This is a genomic window from Prosthecobacter sp. (assembly GCF_044378005.1).
GTDB lineage: Bacteria > Verrucomicrobiota > Verrucomicrobiia > Verrucomicrobiales > Verrucomicrobiaceae > Prosthecobacter.
Window position 1 is genome coordinate 1 of the sequence record NZ_JBILYB010000105.1, and the last position, 21,781, is coordinate 21,781.

A 21,781-nucleotide genomic window follows, 5' to 3' on the forward strand; every position below is an offset into this window, starting at 1 on the left:
CTGGGCCAAGACCCGGCGGATCGACGGTCAGCGGAAAGCGGCATAGTTGTCGAAACCAAAAGGCAAGCTTAGACCGAGGGCACTCGGCGCACCGCTAACGGATGATCTGGGATTCGTTGGGCTTGATCGGGAGCTCGCCGTACTCGGTTTTGAAGTGCTTGAGACTGACTTCGAGGTCTTTGAGCGTGGCTTTGGCAGCGACTTGTCGATAAGGTAGCTGATGCCGATGATCCCAATAAAGACTGTCGAAAATCGCGACTAACACGATGAAGAGAGCGAAGCCAAGGACCAGCCGCACCAGCCACTTCCAGACCCACAGCCCCATCGTGGCACAGCCCGCCATGCGGTTGATCTGGCGGTCAGGATTCTCGGGGGAAGAAAACATGGCCTGAGCCTACCCTAACGCTTCAAAACAACGCAAGAGATGAAAATGGTGCTGAGATAAAGTCTATGTCCCTTGGTTCACCATCGTGGGTATTCACCTCCGGGACAGAAAGGGGCATTGGCTGGGCGGAGGCATTTCTTACTCTGCTGAAAGAGGTCAAATGAGCCGCAAAAGCCCTTAAATCCGGGACGGAAACGATCGTTTCCATGACGGAAACGGTTAAATCCGTGACGGAATCAACCGATTCCGTGACGGAAACGGTTAAGTCCATGATGGAATCAACCGATTCCATGACAGAACGAATCGTTTCCGCGACGGAAACGGTTGAATCCGCGACGGAAACGATCGTTTCCATGACGGAATCAATCGTTTCCATGACGGAAACGGTTAAGTCCGTGACGGAATCAACCGATTCCACGACGGAAACGGTTAAATCCGTGATGGAATCAACCGATTCCATCACGGAAGCGGTTAAGTCCGTGGCACAAAAAGTCGCTTCAGAGCCGTCGGCAGCCGCTTTGGAGACGGTGTTAAGCCCTTCTGCGGTGGATCAAGTTGCCGTCAGTCCTCCATGCGGGCTTTTTCCTCGGCTTCGAGGCCGAAGAGGAACTCGAAGTCGTTCTTCTCCAGGGTGCGGGCGAAGCCGCCTTCGCCGAGGATGTTGGCGGACATGAGCTGCTTCTTCTGCTGCAGGAGCATGATCTTTTCCTCGATGGTGTTCTTGGTGATCATCCGGTAGGCCATGACGGGCTGGGTCTGGCCGATGCGGTGGGCGCGGTCGATGGCCTGGGCTTCGACGGCGGGGTTCCACCAAGGATCGTAGAGGATGACGTAGCTGGCGGCGGTGAGGTTGAGTCCGCTGCCGCCAGCTTTGAGGCTGAGGAGGAAGACGCAGGCGTCTTCGTCGGCCTGGAATTGATCGACGACTTCGCTGCGGTTGTTCGTGCTGCCGGTGAGCCAGTAATAGGGGATGCTCATCTCGGTGAGGCGATCCCGCAGGATCTCCAGCATGGAGACGAACTGGCTGAAGAGCAGGACCTTGTGACCTTCGGCGTGGAGTTCTTCGATGAGTTCCAGCGTGGCGGTGAGTTTGGCGCTCTCGGCTTCGCTGTTCTCGGGGTTGGCGAGCTGCGGGTGACAGCAGATCTGGCGGAGGCGGGTGAGCGCCTGGAGGACGGCAAACCGCTTGCGGGTGAGCACTTCGAAGTTGCTGCTGGTGAGCAAGAGGTGCTGGGCGCGGGCGAGTTCCTCTTTGTAGAGCTTCTCCTGGTCCACGCTCATCTCGCAGAGCATGGCTTCCTCGCTGCGGGATGGGAGATCGCGGGCGACCTGGGATTTGGTTCGGCGGAGGAGGAAGGGGCGCAGGCGGGCGCTGAGGCGCTCGCTGGCCTTCGCATCCTTTCGGCGGTCGAAGTTTCGCGTGAAGTAGGCGCGATCTCCGAGGGAGCCGGGCATGGCGTAGGTCATGAGGCTCCAGAGATCGAGCAGGCGGTTCTCCAATGGCGTGCCGGTGAGGGCGAGACGGTTCTCGGACTTCAGACGACGGGCGGCACGGGCGGCCTGGGATTCGGGATTCTTGATCTGCTGGGCTTCGTCGAGAATGACGGCGAGCCACTTCACGGTTTCGAGGTAGTCGATGCAGCCGCGCATCTGCGCGTAGTTCATGACGAGGACCTGGGTCTCGGACTTCAGCTTTTCGAGATCGAGCTCTTCTTTGTCGCGCAGGATCTGCACGTTGAGGCCGGGAGCGGCTTTTTTGAATTCGTTGGCCCAGACATCGAGCACGGACTTCGGACAGACGACGAGGGTCGGCCAGGCATTGCGGAAGCGGCCACGGAGCCAGAGAATCCAGGAGATACTCTGGATGGTTTTGCCCAAGCCCATGTCATCGGCCAGGATGCCGCCGAATTTGTTGACGCTGAGATAAGCGAGGAAGTGGTAACCCTCGACCTGGTAGGGACGCAGCGTGACGGCGAGGCCCTCGGGCGGCTCGGGCCGCTCCTCCAGACGTGCCAGCTCCATGCGCTGGGTGATGGTCTGCCAGGCGCGGGGATTGATGATGTCCTTGGCTTTGTCGCCCGTGAGCTGACGCCAGTGGAGTTTGTGGAGTTCGTCCGTGGGCGCATCGAGGTCGATGCCGAGCTGGTCCATGAGGGCCATCTGCTCCTCGGTAAGCTCCAGCTTCACACGACGCCAGGTGCCGTCGGCGAGCTGCACGAAGCCGCCTTTCGCCGCCACGAGTTTGCGGATTTCCGCCGCCTTCAGGTCCGCACCTTCGATCTCGAAGATCATGCGCAGGTCAAACCAGTCGATGACGGCAGTCTGCGTGGCCTCGATGCGGACGCGGGCGATGAGCGGATCAGCGAGGATGGTCTGCAAACGCTCGTCGGTGGCGAGGGTGACACCTTCAGGCAAGGACGTGGCCCAGGTGTTGAACTGATCGGGGAAAGCCTTGGTAAGCCGGACACGATGCCCCTGAGCCTCCATGTCCCAGCTCGGGCGGAGATCGCGGAGGATCTCCTCAGCCACGGCGAGGGCGCTGCGGTCACGGCAGATGATGGTTTCCTCATCACGCGGCCCCTGATCAAAGACGGGAGCCCAGCCAGCAGGCCCGAGACGCTCGCGCAAGCGGCCTTCGGGGTCCATGGCCTCGGCATGAAAGGTGGCGTATTCGGTCTGTGAGCCGGGGCCTTTCTTCTGACAGGAGGCACGCACCTGGACATTCAGCTTCTCATGGCGCACACGACTGGCGATGGACGCTGGCAGCGGCAGGCCGATTTTTTCGAGGAACTCAATGCCCTCCTGGGAAGTCAGCGCCGTCAGCGGCACGCTGATGACGGCCTCGATCTTCGCCTCATCCGCCATCCAGTGCGGGCCGACGAAAACAGTGTCGGAGGAAAGATACAGCGTCTCGGCGCCATGCAGCACACGCAGCGGCAGCGGAGCCTCCTCACCCGATTCGGTGACGAGGCTGAGCCTGAGTTGATTGGCCTCCAGATCATCCACGCTCTGCCAGCGGAGCTGGGAGGAAGCACGGCGGAAGGGATGCTCGTCGAGCGTGACGAGGCGGTCTTCCAACGCGGGCTGCTGGAACACACTGCCGAGCCATTGCCCGTAGGAGTCGAGGTCAAAGCGACATACGTCCGCAGCACCGGCGGAGCTTTGGCCGAGGGCGGAAAGGAGCAGCAACTCGGCCTCTGGCGGCACCATGAGACCGCCCATGGACTGAGCTTCTTCGAGCTCACGCAGTTCCGCGCCGGTGACGGGGCGGAAGCGCTCTTCCTCGCCGAAACGGCCCTGGAGGCGGGCTTCACCGGGAGAGATGAGCAGGCGCAGATCCCCCGCACGGCGAAGGCCTGCGCCCATGCCGGAGTCGTCCTTCAGCAGACGGCGGATGCGCTCTTTCCAAAGGGGAACGGTGCGCTCCTGACGCCACTCGCGCAGACGCTCGCGCACCGCAGTGAGATCAGCGACGCCACGCAGGAAGCCGGGGATGGGCAGGCCGCGATCTGTCAGCGCGAGGGAGACGTAATCCCAGAACTCGCGCAAGGTCTTCGGTGCCTCAGGCCACATGGGGATCGGGTCCGTGCTCTGGATGCTCCACTTCGGGTGCAGGCGCACCATGTCATGATCAAAGATGGTGCCGGTCTGCTGCACGCGCTGGAAGCGCTTCTCCACCTTGGCGAAGTAGGCTTCCTCTTCAGGGGTGAACTGGCGCGCCATGCGCTTCTCCACGATTTCCTGGAAGGGCACTTCGGTTTCCGAGGGCTTGAATGCCTCTGGCTCGCGCTTGGCCTTCCGCTGAATGGCGATGAGCGCCGTGCAGAGGGCGAGATCGTGCAGCACGCGGTCATCAATGTCAGACTCGCCGCGCCACTGGCCGTCTTCGAAAGCCCAGCGTGTGTTGACGCTGTTGTCATCGAGCCGAACCTCGGCCAACACCTCTTCGTCAGTGACGTCAAGACCACGCACAGAGTCGGCGTCCACCAGACGCTCGGCCTCCGCACGCAACCGGGGTTCAAATTGGGAAAGGAGAGTCGGGATCTGAGTCGGAAGGTCGTTCATGCGTGATTGATTTGTCCCCGCGCGCCTTACGACATTCGAGGAACCGGAGGCCGTAGCACAACCCCATGCTGGCTGCTACCTTTGTCTCCAAAATAAACCGACATAGAGTCCACATGCCTTTCTGCGATGCCCCTGATTGCCGGCAACTGCCTGGCGATACGTGAAAAAAGGAACTTCTCGCCATTCCTACTCCCCGACCACACGCCCTGCCTCGGGATGGAAAGTCAACCACAGGGCTTGGCCGGGAGTCAGCACGGTACGGTCTTCGCGGCGGGAATGCTGGGTGTGCAGCACCTGCATCCCGGCACGCAGACGCACGCGCTCATGCGCGCCGAAGTAGATGACCTCCTCGACCACGACCTGGGCGCTGTTCACGCGCTCGCTGGCCAGCGGACGCTCGGCAGAGAGGTGCAGATTCTCGGGACGTACCATGACACGCACGACATCGCCGGGCTTCAGATCCAGCGCAGACATGACGGCAGGGCGGCCCAGCCCATCCATCTGCACACGCACGAAGCCGCCGGGCATCATTTCCTGCACGATGGCAGGAATGAAATTCGCGTCGCCGATGAAGCCCGCGACGAAGGCATTGGCCGGCGATTCATAGAGCTCCACCGGAGTGGCGATCTGCTCCACGCGGCCCTCATTCATCACAGCGATGCGGTGGCTCAGACTCAGTGCTTCACCCTGATCATGCGTGACATAGATAAAGGTGGTGCCCACCTCGCGATGCAGTGCATTCAGCTCGCTGAGCATGTGCTGGCGCAGCTTTAGATCGAGCGCTGCCAGCGGTTCATCCAGCAGCAGCACCTGGGGTTCATTCACCAGCGCACGGGCGATGGCGACGCGCTGCTTTTGCCCACCGCTGAGTTGTGCGGGACGTTTCTGCGCCTGATCTTCCAGACGTGTGAGCGTGAGCATCCGCTCCACGGCGGTCTTGATCTCCACACGTCCCCTGCCCGCCATCTTCAGCCCGAAGGCAATGTTTTCCCAGACGCTGAGATGAGGGAAGAGCGCGTAATTTTGAAACACCGTGTTCACCGGTCGCTTCTCCGGTGGCAGAGCGGTGATGTCCTGCCCATCCAGCAGGATGCGCCCACTGTCAGGAAGTTCAAAGCCAGCCAGCATTCGAAGCAGCGTGGTCTTCCCGCAACCACTCGGTCCGAGCAGTGAAAAAACCTCCCCGCGCCCGATCTTCAGGCTCACACCATCGACCGCACGAAGGCTGCCGAAGGCTTTGGTGACATGGTCGATGACGAGGAAATCCTGCACAGGAAGCCAATAGTGAAACCTGCCTGTGACCTTGGCAAGATCTGTATCCTGTGATCAAAACGATGGCTTCAACGGCGAGTCGAAGGCGTGCAGATTATCCCCCGGCGTGAAGGTGATCGGCGTGCTGCCGCTATCGATGAAGTTGCCGAAGCCGCTGGTGTTAAACTGAGGCACATCGGTGAAGACATCGAGTCCGGCGGGTTGCTGGATGGTGACGTTCACGCCGTTGTCGATGGTGACCTTTTTCGCAGCAAGCACGGTCTGCGGACTGTCGATGGAGACATCGCCGGTGAACTGGATCTGGCCGTTGCTGCCCTGGGCATAAAGATGGACGAGCTGGTCGGCATCAATGCTGGTATTGCCCAGCAGAAGCCGCCCATCAATGCCGAGCGTACGAGCGCGGATGGAGTCACCGGCGAGCTGGGATTGTGAGATCAGGATGTCACCCTGTGGCCCCTGGGCTTCGAGGAAAACGGCAGGACTCTCCGTGTTGGCGAGAGCACGGAGGCTGGAGGAGTTTTGGATGCTGATGCCATTCTGGGCGATCATCTCGATGAGTGAGCGTGCCTTCACGTCGGACTGGTCCACCTGAATGTCATGCACGGCGGCAACTCGCACCTCCTCGACCTGCACAGTGGCCTGATTGGAAAGGGAAACATCCGTGCCTGCATAGACATAAAGTTTGCCATAAGGCACCGCGACAGTGCTGCCGCCGAGGGCAGCCGGACCTTCGATGAAGACATTGGCAGAGCCGCCATTGGCGGAAAGGAAGACGGACTGGTCGCTGCCTTTGATTTGGAAACCAGGGGCCACGGTCACATCTCCATCGAGGGAGGTGATCGCGATGGCATCGAGAGCACTGTCCAGATCCAGCACGCCCGTGGCTCCTGCGGAAGGAAAGTCAGGCAAGGTCGCAGTCGTGAGGGTCACATCGAACTTGCCCGCGAAGACCAAGTTCCTCGGCCCTGCAGCGGAGTTGATCAGCGGCGTGCCGACGACGTAAAGTTCATCGAATTTGAAAAGCGACCAGGTTCCGAATTGGCTGAAGTCCTGATCAAAGGCAGTGAAGTAGGGTTGAACGCCATAGACGAACTCGCTGAAGCTTCCGTCGTCCGCTGGAGTGAAGGGAACGCCAAGCGCGGTGATGATGCCTTGGCTGATGCTGTTGTTATTGACGCTGATGATGCCACGCGTGTCGATCTGCGCAGTGCCATCCACCTGGGTCGTTCCCGGAATGTAGCCGAACTGGCGACGTTGTGACGGTGTGAGCTGGTTCAGCAATTCCAGCCGCGCCTCACTGCTGAGCGTGACGGAGGTGCCGCGCCCCTGGAGGAGGTAGGCCGTTTCCAGCAGTTCGCCTTTTTCCTTCTTCTGGTTCTGCTGCTGGAGAGCTTCTTGGAGCTGCTTCTCATTGCCAAGGGAGCTGAAATCTTTCGCGTTCAGCAACTTTGAGGTTCGGCGCAGACGCTGGAGATCCACTTGAACAGGAGCGGGGAGAGAGGTCGCATCTGGCTTCGTGATGAGCATGTCACCCGCACTGATGGTGCGGATCTCACTGCGATGCTCGTTGAGGAAGACGTCCACTTCCCCTTCCAGCACGATGATCTTCACGAAGCCATCTGGATCGTACTCCATCATCACCGTGGTGCCGGTGACAGCAGCGGTGATGGCGGCGGTGCGCACCGTGGCCCCGCCAAGTTGCTTGGGCACCTGGAGGAGCATGACCCCCTTCTCCAGATTGATGTCCCGAGATTTCGAATCCAGGCGGAAGACCGAGTTTGAGCCGAGCCGGGTCAGTGTTTGGTCTGGAAAGCGGAGTTCCGCGCGCGATTGCGCTCCTGTGGCCAGCGCGGTCTGTCCGCTGATCTTGTCCCCCACTTTCGCCACCGATGGAGACTGCTGCGCGGGAACGAGACGCACGTCATTGATGATGCGCGTCACTTCAGCCTCTTTTAATGCAGCAGCTGGGAGCAGCATCGGCAGAGCGAGCGCGGTGAGAAGAAGTTTCTTCATGATGAACATCAGAATTTGAGTTTCAGTCCCAGACCGACACCGCTACTCGCCGTCTCGTAATCAAAGTAGTCGATGTCGGAATCGTTCAGAGCGTAACTGGCCGTGGCGTAAAGTTCCATCCAATTCTTCGGCGTGTAGCTGACCGTGGCCCCGAGGACATGCAGCAGATCCGCACGCGGCACTTCACGGTAGTTAAAGTAGGTCATGCGGTAGGCCAGCGAGACTGCCAGATCCCGCATGATTTTGTATTTGTAGGAGACATCGAGCGAGTACTCGTCGCGGAAGACCTGCTCCACGTCGTTCGTCAGATCCCAGTCAGCGCCCAGCGCCAACTGAATGCTGCTTTTGCGGTCGAGCACGATCAGCCTTTGAGCGCCCAATCTTCCCGACAGGCTGTTGAGCAGACTGTCTTGGAATTGATTGTTCGTGATGCGGGTGAAGCCAAAGGAACCCACCAGCACCACATTCCAAAAGCGCGGCTCCACATCCAGGATGCTCGCCATCGCCTCCATCGCCTCGAAATCCAGCGCCCCCGTCTTGCGGTAGCGGTACATTCCCTGACTCGCGCTCACATCGGCGAACCAGTGGCCTGCGATCCTCTTCTGCCAGCCTACTCCCGCGCGCTGCCCCCACATCCAGTCAGCTTTCTCCCCGCTCGAAACATTGGCAGCGTTGTTCGACCAAAGGGCAAATTCATCAAAGGTCGCCCGGAATGGCCGATCCTTGGGCGTCTCTTTCAGGATCAACTGCTGACCGATGTCGTCATCCGCCTCCGAGGCTGAGGCGAAGCCATTCTCCTCCCCAAGGTCACGACGGCGCATCTCATCTTCGTCCGTAGGGACCAGACTACGATTCTGAATCCCACTGGACTCTGGAAGACGGGTCGGGTCCACCATTTGTGCCTCGGCTTGGTGCGTGCAACAGACGCCAAGCACCGCCACGAAGAGGGATCGGCGTATGAAAACCTTAATTGCTGAAGTGCTGAAAGAATGCATGAGTGGGCGAAGTTCGCCATAAATGTAATAATTAAAGGCACTAAACGTCAAACGTAGTTACGAATAATTTTACTCAATTCGGTCATTTTCGATAATTTTTTCAAAAAGGAATCGCCTAATTCTCCCACCTCGGCCCGCTTGCTGTTAAAAACCTCTTCATGAAGCCCGCTTCATCCTCCCCGAACCTGAATGCCCAACGCAGCCTCGTGCTGCTGGGGCTGGCTTGCATCCTCGCTACGCTGTTGATCCTGGCACGCGAGTGGTCGTGGAGCAGTGCGCCGATCCGGCAGATGGAGTGGCGAATCGAGGACCAGATCCACCTTCGCGGCAAGCTGACGCCGACGGACCGGGACATTGTCGTCGTCGGCATTGATGATGCCAGCCTTAGCCTGGAGAGCGCCTTTCCCGAAGATGTCCAAGCTTCACGCCCCCTCCAACTCATCCAAAAAGGCTGGATCTGGCCGCGCGAGGTCTATGCCCACCTGCTCGACCGCCTCATCCAGGGCGGCGCAAAGAAGGTGGTGCTCGACTTAATGTTCGCCACGCCCACGCCGGACCATCCCGAGTATGATCAGGCATTGCGCGAGGCTTTGGAAAGGCACCGAGACAAAGTCGTTATCGGCGCAGACATCGAGACGCGCTTGCTTCGCGGCAGTGTCATGGAGAATCTGGTCATGCCCACGGAGTCTCTCGTCACTCCCACGCGGCCCATCGACCCGCGCGTCGGCTTCCTCACCTACTGGCCGGATGGCGATAATGTGGTCCGCCGAGTGCGCACGGAGTTCGGCCTGACCGATGACATCGCCGACCGGTTGCCATCGCTCTCAGCCAACGCACTTGGCGGAAAACCAGACACACTCGGATCGGAGTTTCATGCCGTCCGCTTCGGCGATCCCACGGCCTACACGCCCATGTCGCTGCACGAAGTCTTCGTGCCCGACATCTGGGAGAGCAACTACGCCAAACCCGGAATCTTCGCAGGCAAGATCGTCTTCGTCGGACCTACCGCGCGGCATTTCCAGGACTCCGTCGCCACGCCCGTAGGTGAACTTTTTGGAGTGCAGGTCCACGCACAGGTCGCAGCTTCCTTGAAGGCAGGTGAGCTACTGCGTGAGGCACCCACGCGCTGGGTGCAGAGCGGGATCGGCATCGCCGCGCTGGCGGCTGCGCTGCTCGTCATTCTTTTCAAAAAACCCTTCGTGGCTCTGCTCATGCTCATCGGCGGCGGGTTCGGCGGACTTTGGGTCCAACAACATGCGTTCGACACCTGGGGGATCGTCCTTCCTATGCTAACTCCCCTGCTCGCCTGGAGCAGCACCGGGCTTTTTTCCCTTGGCTGGGACTTCGTGCTGGAGCGGCGGCAGAAGGAAAAACTCCGCAGCGCCATCACGCGCTACTTTTCTCCCGACATGGCGGACGAGATCCTCCGCAAGCCCGACTCCTACTTCCGCACTCTGGGCGGCGTGCAGCGAGAGATCACCGTGCTCTTCTCCGACTTGCGCGGCTTCACCAGCCTCTCGGAAAAGCACCCGCCTGACAAACTCGTCCGCCAGCTCAATCAATACCTCGAACGCATGGTCGAGATCACCTTCGGCAGGCAGGGCAGCATCGATAAATTCATCGGCGATGCCATCATGGCCGTGTGGGGCCGCATCCGCGATGAAGCCACTGACGAAGCGCTCGCCGAAGACGCCTGTCTCGCCGTCGAAACTGCTCTCAAAATGCGCGACGGGCTCAATGACCTGAATCACGGCTGGGCCAAAGAAGGTCAGCCGCCACTCGCCATCGGCATCGGCATTCATCAAGGCAGTGCCATCGTCGGTAATATGGGCTCCCCCGCGAAGATGGAGTTCACCGCCATCGGCGACAGCGTGAACACCAGCGCCCGCCTGGAAAGCGCCACGAAGCAGTATGGCGTGGACATCCTCGTCAGCCAGCCCGTGTGGGAAAAGACCGTCTCCCACTTCATCTTCCGCAGCGCGGATCTGGTGGTGGTGAAGGGGAAGAAAGTCCCCGTTCAGATCCACGCCGTGCTCAGTGGCTGCGATGTCGCCCCGCCCGCCGGGCTCGACGAGTTTGAAGCAGGCATCACCGCCTTCCGCACCGGCCACTTCCCTCGGGCACTCCAGTTTTTCAAAAACGCCGCCATCGCCGGACTCGATGACGACCTCACGCATCTCTACCGCAAGCGCTGCGAGACCCTCATCACCGAGCCTCCCGAGCACTGGGAAGGCGTCTGGGTGCTGAAAGAGAAGTAAGCCACGTCTTGGCAAACCGCTCTGGCGAGTCCAAGGAAGCCATCCTTCTTCTCCGCGTCTCCCCTTCCCCGCGTCTCCGCGTCTTCTCCCCCCTCATGCTCTCCGCCAACGAACTCACTCTCAGCTACGGTAATCAGCGCCTCCTCGAAGGCATCACCCTCGCCGTGAATGAAGGAGAGAAAGTCGGTCTCGTCGGGCGCAATGGCTGCGGCAAGACCAGCCTTCTCAAAATCCTCGCCGGCGTCGAGCGACCCGACACGGGCGATCTCTCCATGCAGCGCGGCCTGCGCGTCGGTTACCTGCCTCAGGAGTTCGAACTCGATGGCACCGGCAACGTTTTGCAAAACATCCAGTCCGGCGCGGCCGACCTCGTCCGCATGATCCAGCGCTATGAAGATGGAGATGGCAGCGAAGCCGAACTTTCCGAGATGCTGCATCAGATCGAAGTCGCTGATGGTTGGAACCTCGACACACGGATCAAATCCATCACCACCGCCCTGAGTGCTCCGCCGTTGGATGCACTCGTCGCGCCGCTATCCGGAGGAGAAAAGCGCCGTGTCGCCCTGTGTCGTGCTTTGGTTGCCCAGCCTGACTTGCTGCTGCTCGATGAGCCGACGAACCATCTCGACTCCGAATCCATCCGCTGGCTCGAAGATTACCTGAAGAGCTTCCCCGGCGCCGTCATCTTCGTCACCCATGACCGCTACTTCCTTGATGTCATCGCCACGCGCATCATCGAGCTTTCCGAAGGCCGCTGCTACTCGCATGAAGGGAACTACACCGCCTACCTAGAGAGCAAAGCCGCGCGACAGCAGATCGCCGAGCAGGGCGAGCGCCGCCGTCAGCGCTTCCTGCGCACGGAGCTCGAATGGGTGCGTGCCGGAGTCAAAGCACGCGGCACTAAACAGCGCAGCCGATTGGAAGCCTTTTATGAGATCGAAGGCCAGCAAGCCCCGCCCGAAGAGCGCGAGATGGACCTCCTCCTCCCACCTGCACTGGAGATGGGAAACGTCGCCGTCGATCTCGAAGACATGGGCGGTATGGTCATCGATGAACAAGGCAAGGAGCGCTGGCTTTTCCGCCATCTGAACATCTCCCTGAAGCCCGGCGAATGCACAGGCATCGTCGGCCGCAACGGCGCTGGCAAGACCACCCTGCTGCGCATCTGCATGGGCGAGCGCGCCCCCGATGAAGGCCGCGTCACCATCGGCAAAAAGATCTCCTTCAACTACATCGACCAAGCCCGCATGCAGATCGCCGGCACCGGCACCGTGCTCGCTGAAGTGGCTGATCAGGACGAGACCGTTTTCTTTGGCACACAGAAGCTCAGCGCCCGCAGCTACCTGCGCCGCTTCCTCTTTAATGACGACCGCACCAACGAACGCGTGGACCGCCTCTCCGGTGGCGAGCGCGCCCGCCTCATGCTGGCAAAAGTGCTCAAGCGCGGCGGCAACGTCATCGTGCTCGATGAACCCACGAACGACCTTGATCTGCAAAGCCTCCGCATTTTAGAAGAAGCTATCAGCAACTTCGATGGCAGCGTCATCGTCGTCAGCCATGACCGCTACTTCCTCGACCGCGTGTGTGATCAAGTCATCGCTTTCGAAGACGCAGGCGTTCACGTCCAGACCGGCAACTTCAGTTACTACCTGGAAAAGCGCCGCGAGCGTGAAGCCAAGCTCAAAGCCTGGGTCGAGCCAGTCAAAGCCGCGACAGCTCCAGGCACAGCCAAGCCCAAGGCCCGCAAGATCAGCTTTAAAGAGGTGCGCGAGCTCGAAACCATCGAGGCTGACATCCTCACCGCCGAGGAAGAGGTACAGTCCATCGACGCCATCCTGAACGACCCCAGCTTCTACATCACTCGCTCCCAGGAAGCCTCCGACCTCAGCGAAGAACTCGACTCCGCGAAAGCCAAGGTCGCCCGGCTCTATGCCCGCTGGGAAGAACTCGAAGCCATCAAGGCCGCCAGCCCTGCCGCGTAGCACTATCTCAAATCGCCAGATGGATGTTCCTCGGCTGAGAAACAGTGCTGCCCTCGGCTCGTATAGCTTGCCATGACGCAGACTCATTCATCCCTGTCCCGCCGCGAAGCCCTCCACCGACTCTCGGCAGGCTTTGGCGCCATCGGACTGGCGGGAATGATGAATGCAGCACCGAGACAACAGGTCACGCCCAAGGCAAAACGTGTGATCTTCCTGTTCATGAACGGCGCGCCGTCGCACATCGACACGTTTGATCCAAAACCGGCGCTGAAGAAATACGAAGGCCAGCAGCCATCGGGAAAGCTCTACCGGGCACCGAAGACCAGTGGCTTCATGTCGTCACCGTTGAAGTTTAGCAAGTGTGGTCAAAGCGGCATTGAGGTGAGCGAGAGTTTGCCAGCGCTGGGCAGCATCATCGACGACTGCTGTGTCATCCGCTCCATGCACACGAACGTGCCGAATCACGAGCCCGCGCTGCTCATGATGAACACGGGCAACATCCAGCCCATCCGACCCTCACTCGGCTCATGGGTGCTTTACGGGCTCGGCAGTGAGAATGAAAACCTGCCCGGCTTCGTCGTGCTGCGGCCCACACCAAACATCGTCGTGGGACCGGCCTTGTGGAGCAATTCGTTCCTGCCCGCCGAATACCAGGCCACCGGTGTCATCACCTCCGACATGAGCGTGGATAAACTCGTCGCCAATGTGCGCAACTCCGCGCTCGCTCCCGCGCAGCAGCGACGGCAGATCGATTTGATTCAGAAGCTCAATCACCTCCACGCCGCGAAACGTGAGCACGACACCGCGCTCGAAGGCCAGATCAAGGCCATGGAGACCGCCTACCGCATGCAAAGCGCCGCCAGCGATGCCTTCGACATCAGCCGCGAGCCCGCGAAGATGCGCGAGCTGTATGGCGACACGCCCTTTGGACGCTCCTGCCTGCTCGCGCGGCGTCTCGCCGAGTCCGGTGTCCGCTACATCAGCGTCTATTACACCAGCAGCAACAACCAGCCCTGGGACACCCACAGCGACCATTACAAGCGCCACCCCGAACTCTGCGCCGACAGCGATCGCGCCTCCGCCGCGCTCATCAGCGACCTCAAGCAACGCGGCCTGCTCGATGACACACTCGTCGTCTGGACCGGCGAGTTTGGTCGCACGCCTTACGCGCAGGAAAATCAGGACAAGAACAAGAAGACCGATCCAATGAAGCGTGGCCGTGATCATCACCACACCGCCTTCAGCACGCTCCTCGCCGGTGGCGGCATCAAAGGCGGCCTCGCCTACGGCACCTCCGATGAACTCGGCATGAACGCCGAGCAAAACAAAGTCCACGTCCACGATCTCCACGCCACCATCCTGCATCAGCTCGGCCTCGATCACGAGAAGCTCACCTACCGCTACGCTGGCCGCGACTTCCGACTCACAGATGTCTATGGCGACGTGGTGCATGACATCATCGCCTGAAACTCCTCCATCATGGTCATCACCTCCCTCGATCTCGACAAACCGGGCAAGCAGCAGGGCTTTCTCCAAGTCCCGTATTCTCACAACCTCGGCGGCTGGGCGAATGTGATGATCCCCATCACAGTCGTCACGCGTGGCAAAGGTCCGACGGTGCTCGTGCTCGGCGGCAATCATGGCGACGAGTATCAGGGCCAAATCGCGATCATGAAGCTCGCACGCGAGCTGACGCCCGAGAAGGTCACGGGGCGCATCATCCTCATCCCGTCGCTGAACTTCCCAGCCGCACGCGCCGCCACACGTTTGTCACCGCTGGATGGCATGAACATGAACCGTGCCTTCCCAGGCGATGCGGAAGGCCCGGTCACCAGCCAGATCGCGCATTATCTGCGCACCGTGCTTTTTCCGATCAGCGATGTCGTCATCGACATCCACAGCGGCGGCCGCAGCATGGAGTTCGTACCGTGCTCGCACATGCACCTCGTTCCAGATCGTGAGCAACGGGCGAAAATGTTTGCGGCCATGCTCGCCTGGGGCACGGAGTTTTGCTTCATCTACGCCGACATCGCGGGCACGGGCCTGCTGCCGGTGGAAGCGGAGAATCAGGGCAAGCTCGTCATCACCACCGAACTCGGCGGTGGCGAATGCATTCCCGCCAGCGTGCATCGCATCGCTCAAGGTGGATTGAAGAACGTGCTCATCCATGTCGGCGCTCTCAAAGGCCGTGAACAGTCACGCAAAGCGCCCACGATCATCACCCAGGCTACCAATCGAGAAGACTACATCCTCGCACCCGAGTCCGGCATCTTCGAAGTCACGGTTGATCTCGGTGCGAAGGTCAAGAAAGGCCAGGTCGTCGGTTTCATTCATCATCTGGAACGACCTGATCGAGCGCCGGAGGAAATCATCTCTCAGAGCGCTGGTTATCTCATCACCATGCGCGCCCCATGCCTTACGCAGCAGGGCGATTGCGTGGCGGTGATCGCCAGACAGGTCAGCGCGAACGATGTGCTCGTAGCATAGGCTTTCCAGCCTGTGATTCATTCTCCCAACAAACACTTCAAATTCACAGCCTAGAAAGGCTATGCCACACCGCTCCGCCGCACTCCTCGTCGCCTTCATGTGGGTGGCGTATTTCCTGAACTACTGCGACCGCCAGGCCGTGTTCGCGATGTTTCCATCGCTGAAGGCCGATTTGAAGATGACTGACGGGCAACTCGGCTACGTCGGCGCGGTATTTCTCTGGGTCTATGCCTTTGGATGTCCCATCTCGGGCTATCTCGGCGATCGCTTTTCAAAACGGCTGCTCGTCGTGCTCAGCCTCGTCGTCTGGAGCATCGTCACCATCGGCACCGGACTCGTCGCCTCAGGCTCGATGCTGCTCGCGATGCGTGGAGCGATGGGTATCTCCGAGTCGCTCTACATGTCCAGCGCCGTCGCACTCACCGCCAGCGCGTATCCCGCTGCGCGACGTTCACGAGCCGTTTCGATGCTCATGACAGGCCAGATCGCCGGAACCGTGGTCGGCAGTTGGTTCGGCGGCTGGATGGCGGATCGTGGCCAATGGCGTGCTGCGTTCTTCGTCCTCGGCGCAGTGGGCGTTCTGTATGCATTGCCCTACTTCGCGTTCCTGCGCAAAGTCGGCGAACCCGCCCCGGAGCCGAGTGCAGGCCTCTCCTTTTCCTCGCTCGGACGCTCGAGAACCTTTGTGCTGCTCTGCCTCGTGTTTCCCGTGTTCGTCTTCGGTCTCTGGCTGCTCTACGGCTGGCTGCCGGTTTTCCTGCATGACAAGTTTGCGCTCAATCAGGCCGATGCCGCCTTCAATGCCACCGTCTTCCTGCAAACCGCCACGCTCATCGGCATCCTCATCGGGGGCATGACGGCAGACGTGCTGCATCAGCGTGTAAAAGCCGCGCGCTTCTGGCTCATCGTCGCCGGACTCGCCCTATCTGCGCCCTGCATTCATCTGCTCGGCAATAGCGACACGCTTTTCGTCACGCGCCTCGCCGCCATCGGTTTCGGTCTCTTCAGTGGACTCTTCATCGCGAACATCTTCCCCGCAGCCTTCGATGTCGTCTCCTCCGACGCCCGCGCCACCGCCGTGGGCATGCTGAACTTCTGCGGTGCCATCATGTCTGGTTTCGCGACCTTGTTTGGCGGCATGTGGAAACAGTCCCTGGGCATTGACCGCCTGCTGAGCTTCACCGCGCTTGGTTATCTCGTGGCAGGAGCTGCCGTCATCATCGGAATCCGCTGCTTGTTTCCGCGAGATCATCACATTCAAAATCCCACACCATGAAAAGAACAGCCGCCCTTGCTCTCGCCGCCCTCTTGGTTGTCACCCCAGATTTGCTCGCGCAATCCTTAGCATCAGTTGCCAAGCCAGCACCCACTCATCGTGTCCCACTTTGGCCGGGCCAAGCACCGATTGGTGACGGCAAGACCGAAGACTGCGCGAAGGAACTCGAAGTCTTCCTCCCGCCTGCCGACAAAGCAAACGGTGCGGCCATCGTGCTCTGTCCCGGCGGCGGTTACATCCGTCACGTCACCGAACGCGAGGGCTATCCCATCGCGCAATGGCTCAACGAGCACGGCATCGCTTGTGTCATCCTCGAGTATCGCCTGCCCGAGTTGCGTCATCAGGTGCCGCTGCTTGATGCCCAACGCGCCATCCGCCTCACTCGTGCGAATGCCGCCACGTGGAAAATCGATCCGCAGCGCATCGGCATCCTCGGCTTCTCCGCCGGAGGTCACGTCGCCTCCACCGCGCTCACGCATTTCAATGCCGGCGATCCCACCTCCGCCGATCCCATCGAGCGCCTGAGCTGCCGCCCTGACTTCGGCTGGCTCGTCTATCCCGTCGTCACCATGGGCGAGTTCACGCACACCGGCTCCAAAGAGAAACTCATCGGCTCCAGCGCCGCACCGGACCTCGTGCGCCTCTATTCAAACGAAACTCAAGTCACCGCCAACACACCGCCCACCTTCCTCGCCCACGCCATGGACGACAAACCGGTGCCACCCGAGAACAGTCGCCAGTTCGTCGGAGCCATGAAAGCAAACAACGTCCCCGTCGAACTACTCGAACTCCCCAGTGGTGGCCATGGCTTCAACGGCTGCAAAGGCCCGCTTTGGGAACAGTGGAAGGCCGCTGCACTGAAATGGCTGACTGCGCAGAAACTCATTCCGCCTACCACACTTTGATGCGAGGCAATATGGCGATTTGAGTGGCCCGTCATCTGCTGCAACAATATGGCCTTCCTGGTCGTTCCCTTTGCCCGAAAATCCCCCCTCATGAATCGTCGTCACTTCCTTCTCAGTTCTCTCGGCACCACGCTGGCGTTGCCGGGCATGTCCTCGCTCATGGCCAAGACCGTCGGCGGCTCGGTGCAGGCCGCGAAAGGAGCAGGTATGGGCGCTCGGCGCTTTGTGGCGATCGGGAATCTGCTCGGCTACCAGACGAAGAGCCTCTTTCCGACGACTCAGGGCCGCAGCTACGAGAAGACGACGTTGCTGGAGCCACTGTGGGATATTCGCGACAAGATGACGGTGTATCGCGGCCTCGATCACGGCATCAAAGGTGGCCACTTCGCGGTGCATTCCTTCCTTTCGGGTGTGCTGCATTCGGAGGCGCAAAATCGTCCAGAGGGCAATGTAACCATCGACCAGTATCTCGCGGACGAAGTGGGCTTTGAGACTCGGTTTCCGGCGCTCACGGTGGGTTCGGAAGGCGGTATCCATGGCGGTTGTCAGATCGCGTGGACGAAGTCGGGCGTGCGTGTGCCGCCGGTGACGAATCCGGCGGAGTTGTTTGAGAAATTGTTCGTCACCGACTCGAAGGAGCGTCAGGCTCGTCGGGCGCAGGAAAACCAGGTGCAGGCCTCGATCCTCGATTCCGTGCTGGAGGAGGCAAATCGTCTCTCGAAGCAGGTGAACAAGGAGGACAAGGACAAGCTCGACGAATACCTCACGTCCGTCCGCGATGTGGAAAAGCGTCTGGAACTGCGCCAGCGCTGGACGAACCAACCGAAGCCGAAAGCGCCCTTCGACAAGCCTGCGAACCGCAACGCGGTCGAGGATCTGCCGCTGCTGTATGAGATGATCGCTCTCGCCTTGCAGTCAGACAGCACGCGCATCGCCACGCTGGAGATCGGCGGCGACTTCATGCCGCAGCATCTCGGTATCAAGAAGGACTGGCATGGCCTCTCGCATCACGGCAACGCCCCCGAGGCCATCGCGGACCTCATCACGCTGGAGAAGTATCAGATCGAGCACTTCGGCAAATTCGTCGCCCGCCTCGCGAAGATGAACGACGGCGAGCGCACGCTGCTCGACTCAACGACGGTGCTTTTCGGCAGCGGCATGGGCGATGGCAACTCGCACAAGAACTCCGACCTGCCCATCCTCCTCGCCGGCGGCGGCTACAAGCACGGCGAATTCCGCGAAGTGCCGCGTGAAGGCATCAGCAAAGTGCCGCTGTGCAATCTCTTCGTCGATATCGCCCAGAAGATGGGCGTGGAGATCGATTCGTTCGGCAACAGCACGGGGCGGTTTGCTTGATGTCGAGAAGCCTCGACTGTGCGCCAGCAAAGTAGCCATCTTGCTCCGCAAGATGAGCACAACGCTCTCGCCAACACCTCACGTTTTTCCGTTCGATGACGAAATCTCCTTTCACTGCCCCACGCTCCTCTCGCGGAGCGAGAGGGCTACTTTGCTTCGCGCTTGCGACATCCTTTACTCACGCCGCTGACGACACCCCGAAGCTCGTGCAGCAGTTTCTCGGCAAATACTGCCTGGAGTGCCACGACGCGGATGTGCAGAAGGGCGACCGCGCTTTTGATGCGTTTGCGCTGCCGTTGAAGTCCGTCGCGGATCTCATTGAGGCGCGGGACATCATTGACCAGCTCACGCTGAAGGAGATGCCGCCCAAGAAGGCGGATCAGCCAAAGGACGACGAGCGCATCGCGATGATCAGGGCGCTTCGTGACGGCACGGTGGCCGCACATGCGAAGTTTCAGACCACGGGCAGCCGCACCGTGATGCGCCGCCTTTCCAGCCGCGAGTATGAGAACACGCTCGCGGTGCTGTTTGGACGTCGCGTGGACACGCTGGGTCTCACGGCGGATTTTCCGAAGGAGAAAACCACCGAGCACATGGACACCATCGGCAAGTCGCTCGTGACCTCCGGCTTCCTCGTCGATCAGTATTTTCAGTCCGCGAACCGGCTCGTCGAGACACGCCTTGGCAAACCGGCGATGGAACCGAAGGATTGGAAATTTAACGGCCACTTCGTGCAATACGAGGAACTCAGTGGCTCACACAAAAGCGCCTTCAACTACCGCTACCTCAATCTCTACGAGCAGCCAAACACCGACACGCGACAGGGCGGTTATGGCCACATCGAGGACTTCCTCAAAGGCGTGCCCGTCTCCGGTCTTTACGACCTCGATGTCGAGGCCACCGCGCTGCATCGCGACACGCATTACGCCCCCGCCATCTTCGGCATCGACTTCTCGGAGCCCTTCATCCTCGGCGTCGTGCCCGGCGATGTCACCAAAGGCCACATCCATTACCCGCAGGCCATCGAACCCGTGCTCGCCACCGCTGTCGTGCCGGACAACACGCCGACGTGGTTCAAATTCCGCGTGTGGCTGGAGGCGGGTCAAACACCGCGCTTCATCTTCCCGAACGGCCCTTTTGAATCCCGCGCTTCCGTCGTCACGATCAACAAAAAGTACAAAGACGAATTCAAAAGCGATGTCGGCTCCTCCGGCGTTGGTCGTGCGCATATTTTGAAGGAGGGCAAACTCCCGCACATCCGCATCAGCGAGATCAAGATCCACGGCCCTGTGCCCGAAAAGCCCAGCGCCGAAGAAGTCGCCGTTTTCGGCAAAGACGGCTTTCAGGAGGCCAAGGCGCTCGATCAACTCCATGCCTTCGCCGAGAAAGCCTATCGCCGTCCGCTCACCGATGCCGACCGCCAGCCCATCCGGGCGCTTTATGACAAACGCATCGCCGAAAAAGCCTCGCCACGCCAGGCCGCGCTCGATGCCATGAAGCTCATCCTTTGCTCACCGAGCTTCCTCTACCTCAGCGAGATCACCGACGAGTCCGCGAAGGCCCTGAAGCCCCACGATCTCGCCACTCGCCTCTCCTTTGCCCTCTGGGCCACACCGCCGGATGAAGCGCTGCTCGCTGCCGCGAAGTCCGGCAAGCTCACCCAGGATGCCGAGCTGAAAAAACACATCGAACGCATGCTCAGCGATGAACGCATCAACGGCTTCGTGAACGGCTTCCTCGATAGCTGGCTGAACCTCCGCGATCTCGGCTCCCAACCGCCTCCGCGTGAAGTCGTGCGCTCCTACTACGCCGAGGATCTCCCCACCTCGATGAAGACCGAAGCGCGGCTCTTTTTCCGCGATCTGCTCAAGAACAACGGCTCCGTCGCCCAGTTCATCGACTGCGACCACACCTTCGTGGACAAGAAACTCGCCAAACTCTACGAATTGCCTGAAGCGAATACCCTGCGCCTCGCCGACGGCTTCAAGAAAGTCAGTCTCACCGGCAACAGCCATCGCGGTGGCCTGCTCGGCATGGCCGCCGTGCTCACCGTGAGTGCGAACGGCGTTGAGACCTCACCCGTCACGCGCGGCGTGTGGGTCACCGAAAACATCCTCGGCATCCCGCCGCCACCTCCGCCCGATGTCGTCCCCGCCATCGATCCCGATGTCAGCGGCGCCACCACCATCCGCGACCGCCTCGCCAAGCACCGCGCCGATGCCGCCTGCGCCGAATGCCATCGCAAAATCGACCCACTCGGCTTCAGCCTCGAAGCCTACGATCCCGTGGGCCGCTGGCGGAAAAAATACCCCGCCGCTAACAAGAAAACCAAACCCGCCGAGATCGACACCACCGGCGAATTCCCCTCCGGCGAGACCTACACCGACTTCGCCACCTTCAAGAAGGTCATCCACGACACCCGCGCGGATCACTTCACCCGCCACCTCATCCGCCAACTCCTCACCTACACCACCGGCCGTACCATGGAGCTCAACGACGACCTCCTCATCGACCAACTCCACGACCAAGTGAAGAAACAAGGCCTCGGCCTAAAAACGCTCATGACCGAGTGCTTGATGAGCGAGGTGTTTCGGTCGAGGTGAGGTGCCGAACGTAGCCCGAATCTCCAGATTCGGTTTTTTTGGGGGGGCTAAAAGTTTAAGCTACGCAGCCTTTGCCTCCGTTTGCACTGAATTCACACCTTCAGATATCTAGGCGGTGTTTGAAAACCCTCAACAACCGTATCTGAGCCAGTCGATGATGGAGGCGAATTGAATGAGGGAGAGG

General features: G+C 60.3%; 14 protein-coding genes. 8 read left to right on the forward strand and 6 right to left on the reverse strand.

Annotated elements, in window-relative coordinates:
- Positions 1-94: 94 nt before the first annotated feature.
- From AC6FTP_RS18145 to AC6FTP_RS18170, 6 genes are all read right to left on the reverse strand, one after another.
- Positions 95-385, reverse strand: coding sequence for a hypothetical protein (locus AC6FTP_RS18145; RefSeq protein WP_497208325.1), 291 nt, complete (start codon positions 383-385; stop codon positions 95-97).
- 22 nt (positions 386-407) lie between these two features.
- Positions 408-845, reverse strand: coding sequence for a hypothetical protein (locus AC6FTP_RS18150; protein ID WP_497208326.1), 438 nt, complete (start codon positions 843-845; stop codon positions 408-410).
- Positions 846-946: 101 nt separating this feature from the next.
- Positions 947-4,450 carry a DEAD/DEAH box helicase gene (locus tag AC6FTP_RS18155; RefSeq protein ID WP_497208327.1) on the reverse strand — a complete coding sequence of 1,168 codons (3,504 nt, stop codon included), beginning with the start codon at positions 4,448-4,450 and terminating at the stop codon, positions 947-949.
- A gap of 186 nt (positions 4,451-4,636) precedes the next feature.
- Positions 4,637-5,722, reverse strand: a complete 1,086-nt coding sequence (locus AC6FTP_RS18160) for an ABC transporter ATP-binding protein (protein WP_497208328.1) — start codon at positions 5,720-5,722, stop codon at positions 4,637-4,639.
- 54 nt (positions 5,723-5,776) lie between these two features.
- On the reverse strand, positions 5,777-7,735 hold the full coding sequence (locus tag AC6FTP_RS18165; protein WP_497208329.1) for a FecR family protein: 1,959 nt from the start codon (positions 7,733-7,735) through the stop codon (positions 5,777-5,779).
- A gap of 8 nt (positions 7,736-7,743) precedes the next feature.
- Complete coding sequence (locus AC6FTP_RS18170; protein WP_497208330.1) at positions 7,744-8,556, reverse strand: hypothetical protein; 813 nt, start codon at positions 8,554-8,556, stop codon at positions 7,744-7,746.
- Between the two features lie 332 nt (positions 8,557-8,888).
- Here AC6FTP_RS18170 and AC6FTP_RS18175 point away from each other — a divergent pair, with 332 nt between their 5' ends.
- The 8 genes from AC6FTP_RS18175 to AC6FTP_RS18210 all read left to right on the forward strand — a co-directional run bounded on the left by AC6FTP_RS18175 (position 8,889) and on the right by AC6FTP_RS18210 (position 21,597).
- A complete protein-coding gene (locus AC6FTP_RS18175) occupies positions 8,889-10,988 on the forward strand; it encodes a CHASE2 domain-containing protein (RefSeq protein ID WP_497208331.1) in 2,100 nt (699 codons plus the stop codon).
- A gap of 8 nt (positions 10,989-10,996) precedes the next feature.
- Positions 10,997-12,970, forward strand: coding sequence for an ABC-F family ATP-binding cassette domain-containing protein (locus tag AC6FTP_RS18180; protein WP_497208332.1), 1,974 nt, complete (start codon positions 10,997-10,999; stop codon positions 12,968-12,970).
- A gap of 72 nt (positions 12,971-13,042) precedes the next feature.
- Positions 13,043-14,437 carry a DUF1501 domain-containing protein gene (locus tag AC6FTP_RS18185; protein WP_497208333.1) on the forward strand — a complete coding sequence of 465 codons (1,395 nt, stop codon included), beginning with the start codon at positions 13,043-13,045 and terminating at the stop codon, positions 14,435-14,437.
- 12 nt (positions 14,438-14,449) lie between these two features.
- On the forward strand, positions 14,450-15,457 hold the full coding sequence (locus AC6FTP_RS18190; protein ID WP_497208334.1) for a succinylglutamate desuccinylase/aspartoacylase family protein: 1,008 nt from the start codon (positions 14,450-14,452) through the stop codon (positions 15,455-15,457).
- Positions 15,458-15,518: 61 nt separating this feature from the next.
- The gene (locus tag AC6FTP_RS18195) at positions 15,519-16,733 is read left to right on the forward strand and encodes an MFS transporter (RefSeq protein ID WP_497208335.1); all 1,215 of its coding nucleotides are present in this window, start codon (positions 15,519-15,521) and stop codon (positions 16,731-16,733) included.
- Complete coding sequence (locus AC6FTP_RS18200) at positions 16,730-17,638, forward strand: alpha/beta hydrolase (RefSeq protein ID WP_497208336.1); 909 nt, start codon at positions 16,730-16,732, stop codon at positions 17,636-17,638. Before AC6FTP_RS18195 ends, AC6FTP_RS18200 begins: the two co-directional genes overlap by 4 nt.
- Positions 17,639-17,728: 90 nt before the next feature.
- The gene (locus AC6FTP_RS18205; protein ID WP_497208337.1) at positions 17,729-18,994 is read left to right on the forward strand and encodes a DUF1552 domain-containing protein; all 1,266 of its coding nucleotides are present in this window, start codon (positions 17,729-17,731) and stop codon (positions 18,992-18,994) included.
- Positions 18,995-19,089: 95 nt separating this feature from the next.
- Complete coding sequence (locus AC6FTP_RS18210; protein WP_497208338.1) at positions 19,090-21,597, forward strand: DUF1592 domain-containing protein; 2,508 nt, start codon at positions 19,090-19,092, stop codon at positions 21,595-21,597.
- The last annotated feature ends 184 nt before the right edge of the window (positions 21,598-21,781 follow it).